Source organism: Aeromicrobium sp. HA, assembly GCF_027171405.1.
In the GTDB taxonomy this organism is placed as follows: domain Bacteria; phylum Actinomycetota; class Actinomycetes; order Propionibacteriales; family Nocardioidaceae; genus Aeromicrobium; species Aeromicrobium tamlense.
The window spans coordinates 548,784-562,220 of sequence record NZ_CP114372.1 but is presented as its reverse complement, the minus strand read 5'-3'; the positions used below and the strand labels follow the sequence as shown (position 1 = coordinate 562,220).

The 13,437-nt window shown below is 72.3% G+C and carries 14 protein-coding genes; 5 read left to right on the top strand and 9 right to left on the bottom strand.

Annotated features, from left to right (window positions below; translation table 11 throughout):
- Window positions 1-91: 91 nt before the first annotated feature.
- Entirely contained in the window at window positions 92-1,906 is a 1,815-nt protein-coding gene (locus tag O3S82_RS02755; protein WP_269305357.1) for a hypothetical protein, read from the bottom strand.
- A 73-nt stretch (window positions 1,907-1,979) separates the two neighbouring features.
- Here O3S82_RS02755 and O3S82_RS02750 point away from each other — a divergent pair, with 73 nt between their 5' ends.
- Genes O3S82_RS02750 through purH form a run of 3 tightly spaced genes read left to right on the top strand, consistent with a single transcriptional unit; the run spans window position 1,980 to window position 5,276 of the window.
- Window positions 1,980-3,104 carry a cell division protein PerM gene (locus O3S82_RS02750; protein ID WP_269305355.1) on the top strand — a complete coding sequence of 375 codons (1,125 nt, stop codon included), beginning with the start codon at window positions 1,980-1,982 and terminating at the stop codon, window positions 3,102-3,104.
- Window positions 3,079-3,723 (top strand): phosphoribosylglycinamide formyltransferase, encoded by a 645-nt coding sequence (gene purN, locus O3S82_RS02745; RefSeq protein WP_395487242.1) that lies wholly within the window; start codon window positions 3,079-3,081, stop codon window positions 3,721-3,723. The genes O3S82_RS02750 and purN overlap by 26 nt, the downstream gene beginning before the upstream one ends.
- Window positions 3,720-5,276: a bifunctional phosphoribosylaminoimidazolecarboxamide formyltransferase/IMP cyclohydrolase gene (gene purH, locus O3S82_RS02740; RefSeq protein ID WP_179426352.1), complete on the top strand. Its 1,557-nt coding sequence runs from the start codon at window positions 3,720-3,722 to the stop codon at window positions 5,274-5,276. Before purN ends, purH begins: the two co-directional genes overlap by 4 nt.
- Here purH and O3S82_RS02735 read toward each other — a convergent pair.
- Together O3S82_RS02735 and O3S82_RS02730 are read right to left on the bottom strand one after the other, a co-directional pair.
- A complete protein-coding gene (locus tag O3S82_RS02735; RefSeq protein ID WP_269305351.1) occupies window positions 5,248-5,928 on the bottom strand; it encodes a TetR/AcrR family transcriptional regulator in 681 nt (226 codons plus the stop codon). The two genes, purH and O3S82_RS02735, sit on opposite strands and share 29 nt — an antisense overlap.
- A 48-nt stretch (window positions 5,929-5,976) precedes the next feature.
- A complete protein-coding gene (locus tag O3S82_RS02730; RefSeq protein ID WP_269305350.1) occupies window positions 5,977-6,594 on the bottom strand; it encodes a hypothetical protein in 618 nt (205 codons plus the stop codon).
- A gap of 102 nt (window positions 6,595-6,696) precedes the next feature.
- Here O3S82_RS02730 and O3S82_RS02725 point away from each other — a divergent pair, with 102 nt between their 5' ends.
- Together O3S82_RS02725 and O3S82_RS02720 are read left to right on the top strand one after the other, a co-directional pair.
- Complete coding sequence (locus O3S82_RS02725) at window positions 6,697-7,560, top strand: bifunctional methylenetetrahydrofolate dehydrogenase/methenyltetrahydrofolate cyclohydrolase (RefSeq protein ID WP_269305348.1); 864 nt, start codon at window positions 6,697-6,699, stop codon at window positions 7,558-7,560.
- Window positions 7,557-7,823, top strand: a complete 267-nt coding sequence (locus O3S82_RS02720; protein WP_179426360.1) for a DUF3017 domain-containing protein — start codon at window positions 7,557-7,559, stop codon at window positions 7,821-7,823. The genes O3S82_RS02725 and O3S82_RS02720 overlap by 4 nt, the downstream gene beginning before the upstream one ends.
- A gap of 66 nt (window positions 7,824-7,889) precedes the next feature.
- Here the strand turns inward: O3S82_RS02720 and O3S82_RS02715 are convergent, their stop codons facing one another.
- The 6 genes from O3S82_RS02715 to guaA all read right to left on the bottom strand — a co-directional run bounded on the left by O3S82_RS02715 (window position 7,890) and on the right by guaA (window position 13,409).
- On the bottom strand, window positions 7,890-8,879 hold the full coding sequence (locus O3S82_RS02715; protein WP_269305345.1) for a malate dehydrogenase: 990 nt from the start codon (window positions 8,877-8,879) through the stop codon (window positions 7,890-7,892).
- 77 nt (window positions 8,880-8,956) lie between these two features.
- A complete protein-coding gene (locus O3S82_RS02710) occupies window positions 8,957-9,604 on the bottom strand; it encodes a hypothetical protein (RefSeq protein ID WP_179426364.1) in 648 nt (215 codons plus the stop codon).
- Between the two features lie 9 nt (window positions 9,605-9,613).
- Window positions 9,614-10,867, bottom strand: a complete 1,254-nt coding sequence (locus tag O3S82_RS02705; RefSeq protein WP_269305342.1) for an RNA polymerase sigma factor — start codon at window positions 10,865-10,867, stop codon at window positions 9,614-9,616.
- Window positions 10,868-10,869: 2 nt separating this feature from the next.
- The gene (locus O3S82_RS02700; RefSeq protein ID WP_269305340.1) at window positions 10,870-11,235 is read right to left on the bottom strand and encodes a YciI family protein; all 366 of its coding nucleotides are present in this window, start codon (window positions 11,233-11,235) and stop codon (window positions 10,870-10,872) included.
- Window positions 11,236-11,291: 56 nt separating this feature from the next.
- On the bottom strand, window positions 11,292-11,699 hold the full coding sequence (locus tag O3S82_RS02695; RefSeq protein ID WP_269305339.1) for a DoxX family protein: 408 nt from the start codon (window positions 11,697-11,699) through the stop codon (window positions 11,292-11,294).
- 123 nt (window positions 11,700-11,822) lie between these two features.
- Complete coding sequence (gene guaA / locus O3S82_RS02690; RefSeq protein ID WP_269305337.1) at window positions 11,823-13,409, bottom strand: glutamine-hydrolyzing GMP synthase; 1,587 nt, start codon at window positions 13,407-13,409, stop codon at window positions 11,823-11,825.
- Window positions 13,410-13,437 lie beyond the last annotated feature (28 nt).

Sequence of the window (13,437 nt, the reverse complement as noted above, 5' to 3'; positions counted from 1 at the left end):
GTTCAGTCGAGGCCGGGACGACCGCCCGGGGTTCTCGGTCACTCCCCGGGGATCGCGAACCCCGGTCAGTGACAGGAAACCCAGGTAACCGTCACTCCGGGACGTACGCGAGGCGCTCGCCGGCGCGCTTGAGGACGGCGCGGAACTCGCCGCCGGAGATGGCGTACTTGCCGGCGGGCGGGAAGAGCACCTGGGTGACGTCGGCCCCGCGGCGAACGACGCCCATCCGGTAGTAGACGGTGCGGTCCTTGCCGATCTCGAGGCCGACGCGCCACGAGGTGCCGGCGAAGCCGCTGCCGCGGACGCGCTTCTGGTCGTCGACGGTGGCGGGCAGGTCGCCGTCCTCGCACTCGTCGATCCGCTTGGCGATCCCGTCGACGAACTTCTTCGCCGCCTTGGGGCTCGACATCCGCGCGACCGTCTGCGTGAGCGCGAACTGGTCGGGCAGCACCTCGGCCTCCGGGATCGCGAAGACGCGCGACTGGGCCGAGCTGACGGACTTGCCGGTGAAGGTGGTGTCGTCGCAGACCGTGGCGGTCGGGTTCTGGTTCGTGACCGCGGCGGGCGCGCTGGCGCTCCAGACGCTGTCGATCGTCTTGACCGGCGGCAGGTCGACGACGCCGAGGAACGACGGGTACTTGCCCACGGCCGGCGGCAGCGCCGAGGTCACGGTGAAGCGCTCGGTGCAATCGCCGCCCGAGTCGGCGCAGACGCGACTGATCGACTCGTTCAGCACGCGCGCGAACTGACGCACGTCGGTGCGCTCGGTGCCCGGCGACTCGTGCACGAGCGTGCTGGTGAGGGTGCCCGACTGCGCCAGGCCCACGGTGATGAAGCGGGCCGGGGAGCGGTAGGACTGCAGGCGCAGGATCTGGAAGTCACCGAAGGGCCGCTCGACGCGGTAGGCGTCGACGAGGCGCGTGCGCGGGTGCTCGCACCCGGCGTAGAAGGAGACGAGGCGCGAGAACGCGGCCTCGGACGCCTCCTCCGAGCGCGAGACCTCGATCGCCTGCGCGACACGGTCGTCCGCGTCGTCGGTGAAGGCGCGCACGAAGACCTTGAGCGGGTCGGGGTCGGCGAAGCGGGTGGTGGGACACGTGGCGTACGGGGTCTGGTTGGCCAGGTCGGTGTCCGTGGCCTCGACCGACCAGGCGGCATCGGGGTTGAGGTTCGCGACCTCGCCGCTGGAGAGCAGATCGTCGGTGCCGATGTTGTGCGAGTCGAGCACGACGTCGCGCGACTCGGCGCCGATCTTCTCGCGATCGGGCAGCGCGGACTGACGGGCCATCGCGTCTCCCTGCGCCACGAACGCGCCGCCGAACAGCGCCACGGCGAGCGCGGCGGCGACGAGCACGACCGCGTTGCGGCGAGCGCCGCGGGTGGCCGAGCGGCGCACCTCGCCGGCCGACGGCAGGTCGAGCCCGGCGGTGACCACCGCGAGGGCGCGCATGCGCTCGACGACCTCGTCGATCGTGGCGCCGAGGCCCTCCTCGATGCGGCTGAACCCGCGCGACGCGAGCTCGAGCGCGGACTCGTCGTCGACGCCCACCTCGCGCGCCGCCTCGTCGAGGTCGACGTCGGCGATCGTCATGAGGCTGATCAGCCGGCGCGAGGGCTGGTCGAGGTCGGCCAGCTGCGCCAGCAGGGCGTGATCGGTGTCGTGGGTGCGGGTGCGGCGCCATGGGTGCGTGCCGCGGCTGAGTGCCGTGCCCTTCCACGCCTCGGCGCGTACGAACGACGCCGGATCGGCCGCGGAGACGCGCGACCACTGGCGCCACGCGTGGCGGTACGCCTCGATCGTCGCCTCGCGCGCGACCTCGCGATCACCGCACTTCGCATACGTCGTGACGAGCGTCACCCGCTGCGTCGAGGCGTAGAAGGCGTCGAACTCGTCGACCCGAGTCATGCTGCCTTCCTCCTTCTCTCCACCCCGGCGTGTGCTGTCACGATCCCCGCCACGATACCGGTTGGATGGTGAGGTGACCGAGTCCCGTGCTGCCGATCAGTGGCGCCCGGCGATCCTCACGGCCGTCGGATCGACGGTCCTCAGCCTCCTGATCGCCGGTGCCGCGGCCTCGGCGACGACACTCGCGGCGTCCACTCCCGACCTGCTCCGGGCCTCGATCCGCGCGTGGCTCGTGGCCGTCGGCGCGACCCTCACCACCGGCGACGAGCGCATCGACGTGGTGCCCCTGGGAGCGACGATCGTGGTGGTCGTCCTCGTCCTCGCGCTCACCCGGCTGGCGCTGCGGACGCCGATCGTCGACCCCGTGGCGTTCGGCGCCATGACGGGCGGAGTCGCCGGCGTGCTGGCCGGGATCTGCTCGGCCGCCACCAGCACCGAGACCACCTCCACCTCGTTCGTCCGGGCCGCGTTCGGCGCGTTCCTGGTCGTCGGACTGCCCGCGGCGTGGGGTGCCTCCCGGCGTTCCGGCATCGCGTGGATGGGCCTGCCCTCCCGCTGGATCCCGGTGGCCGACGGAGCGTCCAGCGGCGTGATCGGGCTGCTCGGCGGGGCCGCCGTCGTGACCTTCGTGATGCTCACGCTGCACCTCGACCGCGCCGCCGACCTCTGGGCCACGCTCGACCCGGACGGCCCCCTCCTGCTCGGCCTCATGTGCCTGCTGGCGCTGCCCACGCTGGTGCTGTGGACCGCCGCGGTGATCCTCGGACCCGGCTTCACGCTCGGCTCGGACACCACCGTCGACCTCGCCGGCTCGGCACTGGGCCAGGTGCCCGGGTTCCCGCCGCTGGCCGCGCTGCCCGACCCCGGTCCCTTCGGCGGCTGGGTCGTCGTGCTGACGCTGGTCCCGCTCGCGGCGGGCGTCGCAGCCGGCCTCGTCACGTACACGCGCACGACCGCCGAGCAGCGTGGCTGGGGCCGCGCGGCCGGCGACGGCGCGCTCGCCGGAGCCGTGGCCGGAGCGATCGTCGGCCTCCTGCTCGAGACCGCGCGCGGCGGCCTGGGCCCGGGACTGCTGCAGACCGCGGGCTCCCCCGCCTGGCAAGGACTGCTGGTCGCCGTCCCGCTGCTGGCGGCGGGCGGCGCCCTGGGCGCGATCGGCGCCCACTATCGTTCTGCACGTGACCGAGCCTCGTCCTGAGCCCGCCCGGCTCGTGGTGCTGGTGTCGGGATCCGGCACCAACCTGCAGGCACTGATCGACGCCGCCGCCGACCCCGGCTACGGCGCCCAGGTCGTCGCCGTCGGCGCCGACCGCGACGGCATCGAGGGCCTCGCCCGCGCCGAGCGGCACGGCATCCCCACGTTCGTCGAGCGGGTCTCCGACCATCCCGACCGCGCCGCCTGGGACGCCTCCGTCGCCGAGACCGTGGCGTCGTACCGCCCCGACCTCGTGGTCCTGGCCGGCTTCATGAAGCTCGCCGGCCCGGCGTTCCTCGAGCGCTTCGGCGGCCGCACGGTCAACACCCACCCGGCGCTCTCGCCGTCGTTCCCCGGCATGCGCGGCCCGCAGGACGCGCTGGAGTACGGCGTGAAGATCACCGGCGCCACCCTGTTCGTCGTCGACGCCGGCGTCGACACCGGCCCGATCGTCGCGCAGGTCGCCGTGCCGGTCGAGGACGACGACGACGTCGAGACCCTCCACGAGCGCATCAAGACCCACGAGCGAGCCATGCTGGTCGAGTGGGTGGGCCGCCTCGCGCGCGAGCCCCACTCGATCGACGGCCGACGAATCCGCTTCCACCCGAAGGAACAGTCATGACCGACACCCGTCCCATCAAGCGCGCCCTCGTCTCGGTCTACGACAAGACCGGGCTGGCCGAGCTCGCGCAGGCGCTGCACGCCGCAGGCGTCTCGATCGTCTCCACCGGCTCCACGGCCAAGACCATCGAGGCCGCGGGCGTCCCCGTGACCCCCGTCGAGCAGGTCACCGGCTTCCCCGAGTGCCTCGACGGGCGCGTCAAGACGCTGCACCCGCGCGTGCACGCCGGCATCCTCGCCGACCTGCGCCTGCCGGAGCACCAGCGCCAGCTGGAGCAGCTCGAGGTCGAGCCGTTCGACCTCGTCGTGGTGAACCTCTACCCGTTCCGCGAGACCGTCGCCTCCGGCGCGACCCCGGACGAGGTCGTCGAGCAGATCGACATCGGCGGCCCCTCCATGGTGCGCGCCGCCGCGAAGAACCACCCGAGCGTGGCCGTCGTGGTCTCCCCCGACGCCTACGGCGAGCTCACCGACGCGCTGGCGCAGGGCGGCTTCACGCTCGAGCAGCGCAAGCGCCTCGCGGGTCGGGCCTTCGCGCACACCGCCGCCTACGACGTCGCCGTCGCCTCGTGGTTCGCCTCGGCCTACGCACCCGCCGACGACGAGCAGTTCCCCGCCTTCCTGGGCGCCACGTGGGAGCGCTCGGCCGTGCTGCGCTACGGCGAGAACCCGCACCAGCCCGCCGCGCTCTACACCGGTGATCACCCCGGCCTGGCCGGTGCCGAGCAGCTGCACGGCAAGGAGATGTCGTTCAACAACTACCTCGACACCGACGCCGCCCGCCGCGCCGCGTTCGCGCACGAGAAGCCCGCCGTCGCGATCATCAAGCACGCCAATCCGTGCGGCATCGCCGTGGGCACCGACGTCGCGCAGGCCCACGCCCGCGCCCACGCCTGCGACCCGGTCTCGGCCTTCGGCGGCGTCATCGCGGCCAACCGCCCCGTGAGCGTGGCGATGGCCGAGCAGGTGGCCGAGGTCTTCACCGAGGTCATCGTCGCCCCCGACTACGAGGACGGCGCCGTCGAGGTGCTGCAGGCCAAGAAGAACATCCGCATCCTGCGCTGCCCCGCCCCCACGCACGAGACGCCGGTCGAGTTCCGGCCCGTCAGCGGCGGCCTGCTGCTGCAGGAGCGCGACCGCGTGGACGCCGAGGGCGACGACCCCACCACCTGGACCCTCGCCGCCGGCGAGCCGGTCGACTCCGACACCTTCGCCGACCTCGTCTTCGCCTGGCGCGCGTGCAAGGCCGTGAAGTCGAACGCGATCCTGCTGGCCAAGGGCGGTGCCTCGGTGGGCGTCGGCATGGGCCAGGTCAACCGCGTCGACTCGTGCCGACTCGCGGTGGAGCGGGCGGGCGAGGAGCGCGCCCGTGGCGCCGTGGCCGCGTCGGACGCGTTCTTCCCGTTCTCCGACGGACCTCAGATCCTCATCGACGCGGGCGTCAAGGCGATCGTGCAGCCCGGCGGATCGGTGCGCGACGCCGAGACCGTGGCTGCGGCCGAGGCCGCCGGCGTCACGATGTACGTCACGGGGACGCGTCACTTCTTCCACTGATCGCGCTGTCGCGCAGGTCCATCAGCATCTGCGTGCCCGTCTCGTCGTCGACGAGGTGGCCGATGATCATGCTCCGCATCGCGCGGACGACCTTCGCGGCCTCCTCGTCCTCCTCGTTCACGCCGGCCGTCCGCCGCAGCGCGATGCCGGCGATGAACGCGGCCATGTCCTCGGCCAGGCCCTCGGGGTCGGGGATGCCCGCCCGTCGCAGCACCTTCACCAGCACGTCCTGACCCGTGGTCAGGGCGGTGACGGCGGTCTCGCGCAGCTCGGGATCGCGGGCGGCGCCCAGGATCACGGAGAGCTCGCGCGTGGCCGTCTCGGGTGGCCGCAGGGCCAGGATGCTCGTGGCGAAGTGCACCGAGGAGTCGGCGGTGACCAAGCTCATCATGCCTTGGACGTCGACGTCGGCGAGGCTCTCCATCGTCGCGATCCAGGCCTCGATGTGGTGGTTGAGCGCCTCGCGCAGGAGCTCCTCGATCGTGGAGAAGTAGTAGGTCGTCGTGGCGGCCGGCAGGCCGGCCGCGGCGGCCACCGCGCGGTGCGTGACCGCGCGTGAGCCACCCTCGACGAAGAGGTCGACCGCGGCCTCCAGCAGCGCCTCACGGCGCTGTCGGCTCCGCTCCTGCGACAGTTGAGCCCTCGGTGCCATGCCGAGCAGTCTAGGGGTGCCGCGGCCTCCGACCGGGGCGGTTCGGCCTCAACCGGTCCACCAGGTGTCGGCGTCGAGCAGCCAGTGGTGGCGCATCGACAGCGCTCGCTCGATGATCGCGAGGACGCCCGCGACGGTCAGCGCCGTGGCCGCGGAGCCGCTCAGGGCGAGCGGCGTGGAGAAGGTCCAGCCGAGGGTGTCGGCGACCTGCGGCACGTCCGTGACGGTGTCGAGCAGGCTCATCCCAGCCACCACGAGACCCACCACGAGCACGACCACCGCGGCCGCGGCCATGAGCGCGCTCAGCGCCGGCCGGCGCTCGGCGAGCCGCTGGCGCCAGGCTTCGAGCGTCTTCGGATGCGGGCCCAGCGGGAGCTCGGTGCCCGTGCCCAGCACGAGGTGCGCGCGCTTCACGCCGTAGAAGGTGGTGGCGAACTCGATCCGGCCGCCCGGTACCGGGAACGAGGCCGGCGCCTTGGCCGAGGCCGCGCGACGGCCGTCGCGGTAGAGCGACACCCGGTCGTCCCAGTCGAAGAAGTCGTAGTCGACGGCCCAGACGTGGCCGGCGTGCGTGATGCCCAACAGGCTCCGGTTCACCACCTGCAGCCGCGAGTACGGCTTCAGCGGCTCGTCGTCCCCGGGCTCGATCGCACCCTTGCGGCTCATGTCGGCGTTCCCCCTCGCGTCGGCACGGTCCCAGTATCCCCTTCGCCCTCCCGGGCCAAGGTGGCGACCGTGCCGGCCGGCGCACGTGAAAGACTCGGACCCGTGACCGCCCAGACCCTCGACGGCAAGGCCGTCGCCGCCACGATCAAGACCGAGCTGCGCGAGCGCGTCGACGCCCTCCGCGCCCGCGGCATCACCCCCGGACTCGGGACCATCCTCGTCGGCGACGACCCGGCCAGCCGCTGGTACGTCGGCGCCAAGCACAAGGACTGCGCCGAGATCGGCATCGAGTCGATCCGGATCGACCTGCCGGCCACCGCCACCCAGGAGCAGGTCGAGGCCGCCGTCGACCAGCTGAACGCGGACCCCGCCTGCACCCTCTACATCGTGCAGCTGCCGCTGCCGAAGGGCCTCGACGAGAACGCCGTGATCGGCCGCATCGACCCGATGAAGGACGCCGACGGCCTGCACCCGACCAACCTCGGCTGGCTCGTCCTGGGCAAGCCCGCTCCCCTGCCGTGCACGCCACGCGGCATCATCGAGCTGCTGCGCCGCCACGAGGTGGAGATCGCCGGAAAGCACGCCGTGGTCATCGGCCGCGGCATCACCGTGGGCCGCCCCATGGGCCTGCTGCTGACCCGCCGCAGCGAGAACGCCACCGTGACGCTGTGCCACACCGGAACGCAGGACCTCGCCGCCGAGGTGCGCCGCGCCGACATCGTCATCGCCGCCGCAGGCGTGCCGGGGATCATCACCGGCGACATGGTCAAGCCCGGCGCGGCCCTGCTCGACGTGGGCGTCAGCCGCGACGAGGACGGCAAGATCGTGGGCGACCTCGCCCCCGACGTGTGGGAGACCGCCGGCTGGGTCACGCCCAACCCTGGCGGCGTCGGCCCGATGACCCGAGCGATGCTGCTGAGCAACGTCGTCGACTTCAGCGAGGCCGCCGCCGAGGACGCGGGGTGAAGCTCCCCCGCAGCCACGGCTCGCGGATCTACCTGCTGCACCTCGTCGCGGTGGCCGTGGGCCTGGTCCTGGTCGCCACGGGACCGTGGCGCGCCGGCGTCGTCGTCATCGGCGCGTCGTTCCTGGTCGCCGCGGCGTTCCGCCTGGTGATCCCGCTGGACCACACCGGGATGCTGCGCGTGCGCGGCAAGCTCTTCGACGTCGTCTGGATGTCGTTCCTGGGCGCGTCGCTGGTGCTGCTGGCGATCATCGTCCCGAGCTGAGCACCCCGAAGCACGAAGCAGGGCCGCCCGGATCGGGCGGCCCTGCTTGCGTAGGTGCTGCGTGGATCAGATGAGGCCCAGCTGCGTGACGGCGTCGCGCTCCTCGGCGAGCTCGGCCACGCTGGCGTCGATGCGCGCCCGGCTGAACTCGTCGATCTCGAGGCCCTGGACGATCTCCCAGTCACCGTTCTTCGTGGTGACGGGGAACGAGCTGATGAGGCCCTCGGGCACACCGTAGGAGCCGTCGGAGGCCACGGCCATGGAGACCCAGTCGCCCTCGGCCGAGCCCTGCAGCCAGTCGCGGGCGGCGTCGATCGTGGCCGAGGCGGCCGAGGCCGCGCTGGACGCGCCACGCGCCTCGATGATGGCGGCGCCGCGCTTGGCGACCGTGGGGATGAAGTCGTTCTCGATCCAGGCCTGGTCGCCCACGACCTCGGCGGCGTTCCGGCCGGCGATCTCGGCGTGGAAGATGTCGGGGTACTGGGTGGCCGAGTGGTTGCCCCAGATCGTCATCTTGCTGATGTCGGAGACCTTGGCGCCCGTCTTGGCGGCCAGCTGGCTGATCGCGCGGTTGTGGTCGAGGCGCGTCAGGGCGGTGAAGCGGTCGGCCGGGATGTTCGGCGCGTTCTTCATCGCGATGAGGGCGTTGGTGTTGGCCGGGTTGCCGGTGACGCCGATGCGGATGTCGTCGGCCGCGACCTCGTTGAGGGCCTTGCCCTGCGCCGTGAAGATGGCGCCGTTGGCCTCGAGCAGGTCGCCGCGCTCCATGCCCTTGGTGCGGGGGCGCGCGCCCACCAGCAGGGCCAGGTTGGCGCCGTCGAAGATGTGGTTCGGGTCGTCACCGATCTCGACCGAGTCCAGCGTGGGGAACGCGCAGTCGTCGAGCTCCATCACGACACCCTCGAGCGCCTTCAGCGCCGGGGTGATCTCGAGGAGTCGGAGCTGGATCGGGGTGTCCGGGCCGAGCAGCGAGCCGCTCGCGAGACGGAAGAGAAGGCTGTAGCCGATCTGGCCGGCGGCGCCGGTGACGGCCACCTTGACAGGAGAGGTGCTCACGTCGATGTGCTCCTTGGGGTGGGGTGTCTGCCCTCGAAACTAGCGCAGGACGGATTCGGGCCCGCCACCGCCCGGCCTCAGAGGTCGTCGGTCTCGTTGTCGAGCGAGATCCATTCCTTCGAGGGCTCGACCCGCGTCGTACCGTCGCGCGTGACGTGCAGCGAGCCGTCCACGGCGTGCAGCACGTAACGGTCCCCGTCGTGCGTGGCGACGTAGGCGTCGCGGCGCCAGTCGTAGGTGCCCGAAAGATCCAGCGTGTCGGACCCGTCGGGCTTGATCACGACGCGGAACCGGTCGCCCACCGCGTCCTTGCCGCAGATCGAGGCCTTCGAGCCGTTCGTCGTGGACTTGTAGAGGATCACGGGGTAGTCGCCGCCGCAGGCCAGCGAGAGGCCGTCGGTCTGCTGCTGGGCCTTCGTGACTGGCTGCTGGCCGCAGTCGGGCAGCAGGCTGTCGCCCTGGGTCCCGTCCGCGTTGAAGCGCGTGTTCTCGTCCTCGCAGGCCGTGACGGTGGGCTCGGTGGTCGGCTCGGTCGTGGGCGACGGGGCGGGAGCGTCCCGCGTGGGGTCGACCGAAAGGACCGGCGCACTAGGGGTGGAGGTGGTCGCCGGAGCCGCGGCCTCGTCGTCGGACCCGCCCCCGGACAGCAGCGACCAGCCGAACGCGCCGAGGGTGGCCACGACGGCCAGCACCAGCAGGACAGGACGTGCACCGCTCCAGCTCATCGGTCCAGCCTAACCGCCGTCGTCATGACGTCCGGCCCGCGCCCGCAGGAGTGTCCGCTCCCGGTCGTTCGTGGCGAGGTCGGCGGCGCGGTCGAACTGGGCCGCCGCCTCCTCGAGCCGGCCGAGCTGCTCGAGCAGGTCGCCGCGCACGCTCGGCAGCAGGTGGTACCTCGCGAGCGCCGGGGCGGTGGCGAGGTCCTCGACGACGGCCAGGCCCGCCTCCGGACCACGGGCGCGTCCCAGGGCGACGGCCCGGTTCAGCTCGACCACGAGCGAGTTCGTCGCCCGGGCGAGGCGCTCGTACAGGGCGGCCACCCGCTCCCAGTCGGTCGACTCGACCGACGCCGCGCGCGCGTGCTCCCAGGCGATCGCGGCCTGCAGGACGTAGGGGCCGTCACCGCCCAGCCGCACGGCGACGTCGAGTGCGGCCGCTCCGCGTGCGATCGCGTCGGCGTCCCACCGGGACCGGTCCTGGTCGGCGAGCAGGACCGGCTCGCCGGCCTCGTCCACGCGCGCGGCCAGGCGCGACGACTGCAGCTCCAGCAGCGCGAGCAGACCGTGGACCTCCGGCTCGGACGGCACGACCGACGCCAGGATCGCGGCGAGCCGGACCGCCTCGCGGCACAGGTCGGGGCGGGTCCAGTCAGCGCCCTCGGTCGCCGTGTGTCCCTCGTTGAACACGAGGTAGATCGCGGCCATCACCGAGTCGAGCCGCTCGACCCTCTCTGGTCCGACGGGCTCGTCCATCGGCGCGCGGGCATCGGCGAGCGTGCGCTTCGCGCGGGAGATGCGCGAGGCCACGGTGGACTCCGAGGACAGAAACGCCCGCGCGATCTCACGGGTGCTCAGACCGGCCACCAGCCGGAGCGTCAGCACCGTGCGGCTCTCGGGGGTCAGCGACGGGTGGCAGCACGTGAACATGAGGCGCAGCACGTCGTCGCGCACGTGCTCGTCGGTCAGCGCCTGGTCGAACTCGGCCTCGTACGCCTCGCGGGTGGACTGACCGACCTCCGCATAGGCGCGCAGCTGCCGCTCGCCCGCGCGGAACTGGTCGATCGCCCGCCGCTTCGCCGTGCTCATCAGCCAGGCGGCGGGGTTGTCGGGGATCCCGGTGCGGGGCCACGACTCGAGGGCCTGGGTCAGCGCCTCCTGGGCGAGATCCTCGGCCCGGTCGACGCTGCGGGTGATGCGCAGCAGCGCGCCGAGCAGGCGCGACGACTCCTGTCGCCACACCTGCTCGACCACGCGGGCCTCGTCGGCCATGCTCAGGCCGGCGGCTCGAAGATCGCGCGGACCTCGACCCAGCCCTCCCAGCCCGGCCAGGAGTCGAGGTGGGCCTGCAGGAACGAGCGGGCCTTCTCCACGGCGGTCTCGGTGTCGGCCACGTCGTAGACGGCGTAGCCGCCGACCAGCTCCTTGACCTCGACGAACGGGCCGTCGGTCGTGCCGATGGACCCTCCGGTCAGGCTGACGATCGCGCCGGCGGCCGCCATGGGCGCCAGGCCGCCGGCCTGGACGAACGTGCCGTCGGCCGTGCTCTTGGCCTGCAGGGCGCCGATCGCGGCGAACAGCTCCATCGGCGGCTCGTCGGTCGGGCGGTGGGTCTCGTGAACCAGGGTCATGAACTTCATGGGTCTCTCCTTGTTTCGGGTGTGATCGTTCCGGATGGGATGGGGTGGGGCAAGGGTCAGCCGCGCACGAGCGCGCGCAGGCGGGCGTCCCGCGGCCAGGCGCCGGCCCAGACGAGGACGGCGGTCAGGATCGCGAAGCCCGAGTTGGCCCAGGGCTGTCCCGCGACGAGGTTCACGGCGACGGCACCGCCGAGGTACGCGGTGATGAGCACGACGGCCATCGCCCGGGTGGCCGGGACGAGGTGGGCGACGACGAGCGCGCCCAGCACCGCTCCGCAGAGCACGATCATGTCGTCGGGAGTGCCCAGGTCGGCGCTGGCGTCGCGGACCTGCTGCACGCGCAGGAGGTGGGTCACGGCGTCGAAGCCCAGGAAGAGCGTGACGAGGCCGGTGACGATGCGGCCGGCGCGCTGGGCGGCGGGGCCGAGGGTCGCGGGTGCGTTCGGTGCGGTGGTGGTGGTCATGACGGTCTCCGTTCGGCGGGATGAGGGCGTTCTCATCCGTACGTCGCGCGAACGGGGACCTTCTTGACATGCGTCCGGAGCTTTTTCTCCGGACGCCTCCTCACTGCGTCAGCAGCGGTGTCGTCACTCCCACTCGATGGTGCCCGGCGGCTTGCTCGTGACGTCGAGGACGACGCGGTTGACCTCGTCGACCTCGTTCGTGATGCGGGTGGAGATCCGCTCGAGCAGCTCGTACGGCAGGCGGCTCCAGTCGGCGGTCATCGCGTCCTCGCTGGAGACCGGACGCAGCACGATCGGGTGACCGTAGGTGCGACCGTCGCCCTGCACGCCCACCGAGCGGACGTCGGCCAGCAGCACCACCGGGAACTGCCAGATGTCGCCGTCGAGGCCGGCAGCGGTGGTCTCCTCGCGGACGATCGCGTCGGCACGGCGCAGGATCGCCAGGCGCTCCTCGCTGACGGCGCCGACGATGCGGATCGCCAGGCCGGGGCCCGGGAACGGGTGACGCGACACGATCGCCTCGGGGATGCCCAGCTGGCGACCGACCTCGCGCACCTCGTCCTTGAACAGGGTGCGCAACGGCTCGATCAGGCTGAACTCGAGGTCCTCGGGCAGGCCGCCGACGTTGTGGTGGCTCTTGATGTTGGCCGCGCCCTCACCGCCGCCGGACTCCACGACGTCGGGGTAGAGCGTGCCCTGGACGAGGAACCTCACGGGCGGGCCGGGTGTCGCGAGCACCTCGCGCTCGGCGGCCTCGAACGTGCGGATGAACTCGCGCCCGATGATCTTGCGCTTCTGCTCGGGGTCGGTGACGCCGTCGAGGAAGCCGAGGAACTGGTCCTTCGCGTCGACGACCTTGAGGTCAACGCCGGTGGCGGCCACGTAGTCCTGGCGGACCTGCTCGGCCTCGCCCTCGCGCAGCAGCCCGTGATCGACGAAGACGGCGGTCAGCTGGTCGCCGATCGCCTTCTGCACCAAGGCGGTGGAGACGGCCGAGTCGACACCGCCGGAGAGCGCCGAGATGACGCGGGCGTCGCCGACCTGCTGGCGGATGAGCTCGACCTGGTCGTCGACGATGTTCGCGCTGGTCCACGTGGGCGAGCAGCCGGCGATGCCGAACAGGAAGTGCTCGAGGATCTTCTGGCCGAACTCGGAGTGCATGACCTCGGGGTGCCACTGCACGCCGGCGAGGCGACGGTCGATGTTCTCGAACGCGGCGACGGTGGCACGGTCGCTCTTGGCGCTCAGGGTGAAGCCCTCGGGCTGGCGGACGACCTCGTCGCCGTGGGACATCCAGCTGACGAGCTTCTCGGGCAGGCCCTGGAGCAGGGTTCCGGGCTCGAGCACCGAGACGCTGGTGCGGCCGTACTCGCGCTGACCGGTGCGGGCGACCTCGCCGCCGAGCGCCTGCGCCATGGCCATGAAGCCGTAGCAGATGCCGAAGACGGCGGTGCCGGAGTCGACCAGGCCGACCGGGAGCTGGGGCGCGCCCGTCTCGTAGACCGACGACGGCCCGCCGGACAGGATCACGGCCTTCGGGTTCTTCGCCAGGATCTCCTCGGACGTCGCCGTGTGGGGCATGATCTCGGAGAAGACCCGGGCCTCGCGCACGCGCCGTGCGATCAGCTGGGCGTACTGGGCACCGAAGTCGACGACGATGACGGTGTCGTGGTGGGCTTCGGCGACGGACTCGGGAGTATCAAGGGCCACGGCCCAATCCTAGAGCCGCCCGCCGTCC

What these genes read in the sequence shown, in the direction of transcription:
- O3S82_RS02755 (WP_269305357.1), bottom strand. Translation starts at nt 1,906, where the DNA reads ATGACTCGGGTCGACGAGTTCGACGCCTTCTACGCCTCGACGCAGCGG.
- purH (WP_179426352.1), top strand. Translation starts at nt 3,720, where the DNA reads ATGACCGACACCCGTCCCATCAAGCGCGCCCTCGTCTCGGTCTACGAC.
- O3S82_RS02735 (WP_269305351.1), bottom strand. Translation starts at nt 5,928, where the DNA reads ATGGCACCGAGGGCTCAACTGTCGCAGGAGCGGAGCCGACAGCGCCGT.
- O3S82_RS02730 (WP_269305350.1), bottom strand. Translation starts at nt 6,594, where the DNA reads ATGAGCCGCAAGGGTGCGATCGAGCCCGGGGACGACGAGCCGCTGAAG.
- O3S82_RS02710 (WP_179426364.1), bottom strand. Translation starts at nt 9,604, where the DNA reads ATGAGCTGGAGCGGTGCACGTCCTGTCCTGCTGGTGCTGGCCGTCGTG.
- O3S82_RS02705 (WP_269305342.1), bottom strand. Translation starts at nt 10,867, where the DNA reads ATGGCCGACGAGGCCCGCGTGGTCGAGCAGGTGTGGCGACAGGAGTCG.
- O3S82_RS02700 (WP_269305340.1), bottom strand. Translation starts at nt 11,235, where the DNA reads ATGAAGTTCATGACCCTGGTTCACGAGACCCACCGCCCGACCGACGAG.
- O3S82_RS02695 (WP_269305339.1), bottom strand. Translation starts at nt 11,699, where the DNA reads ATGACCACCACCACCGCACCGAACGCACCCGCGACCCTCGGCCCCGCC.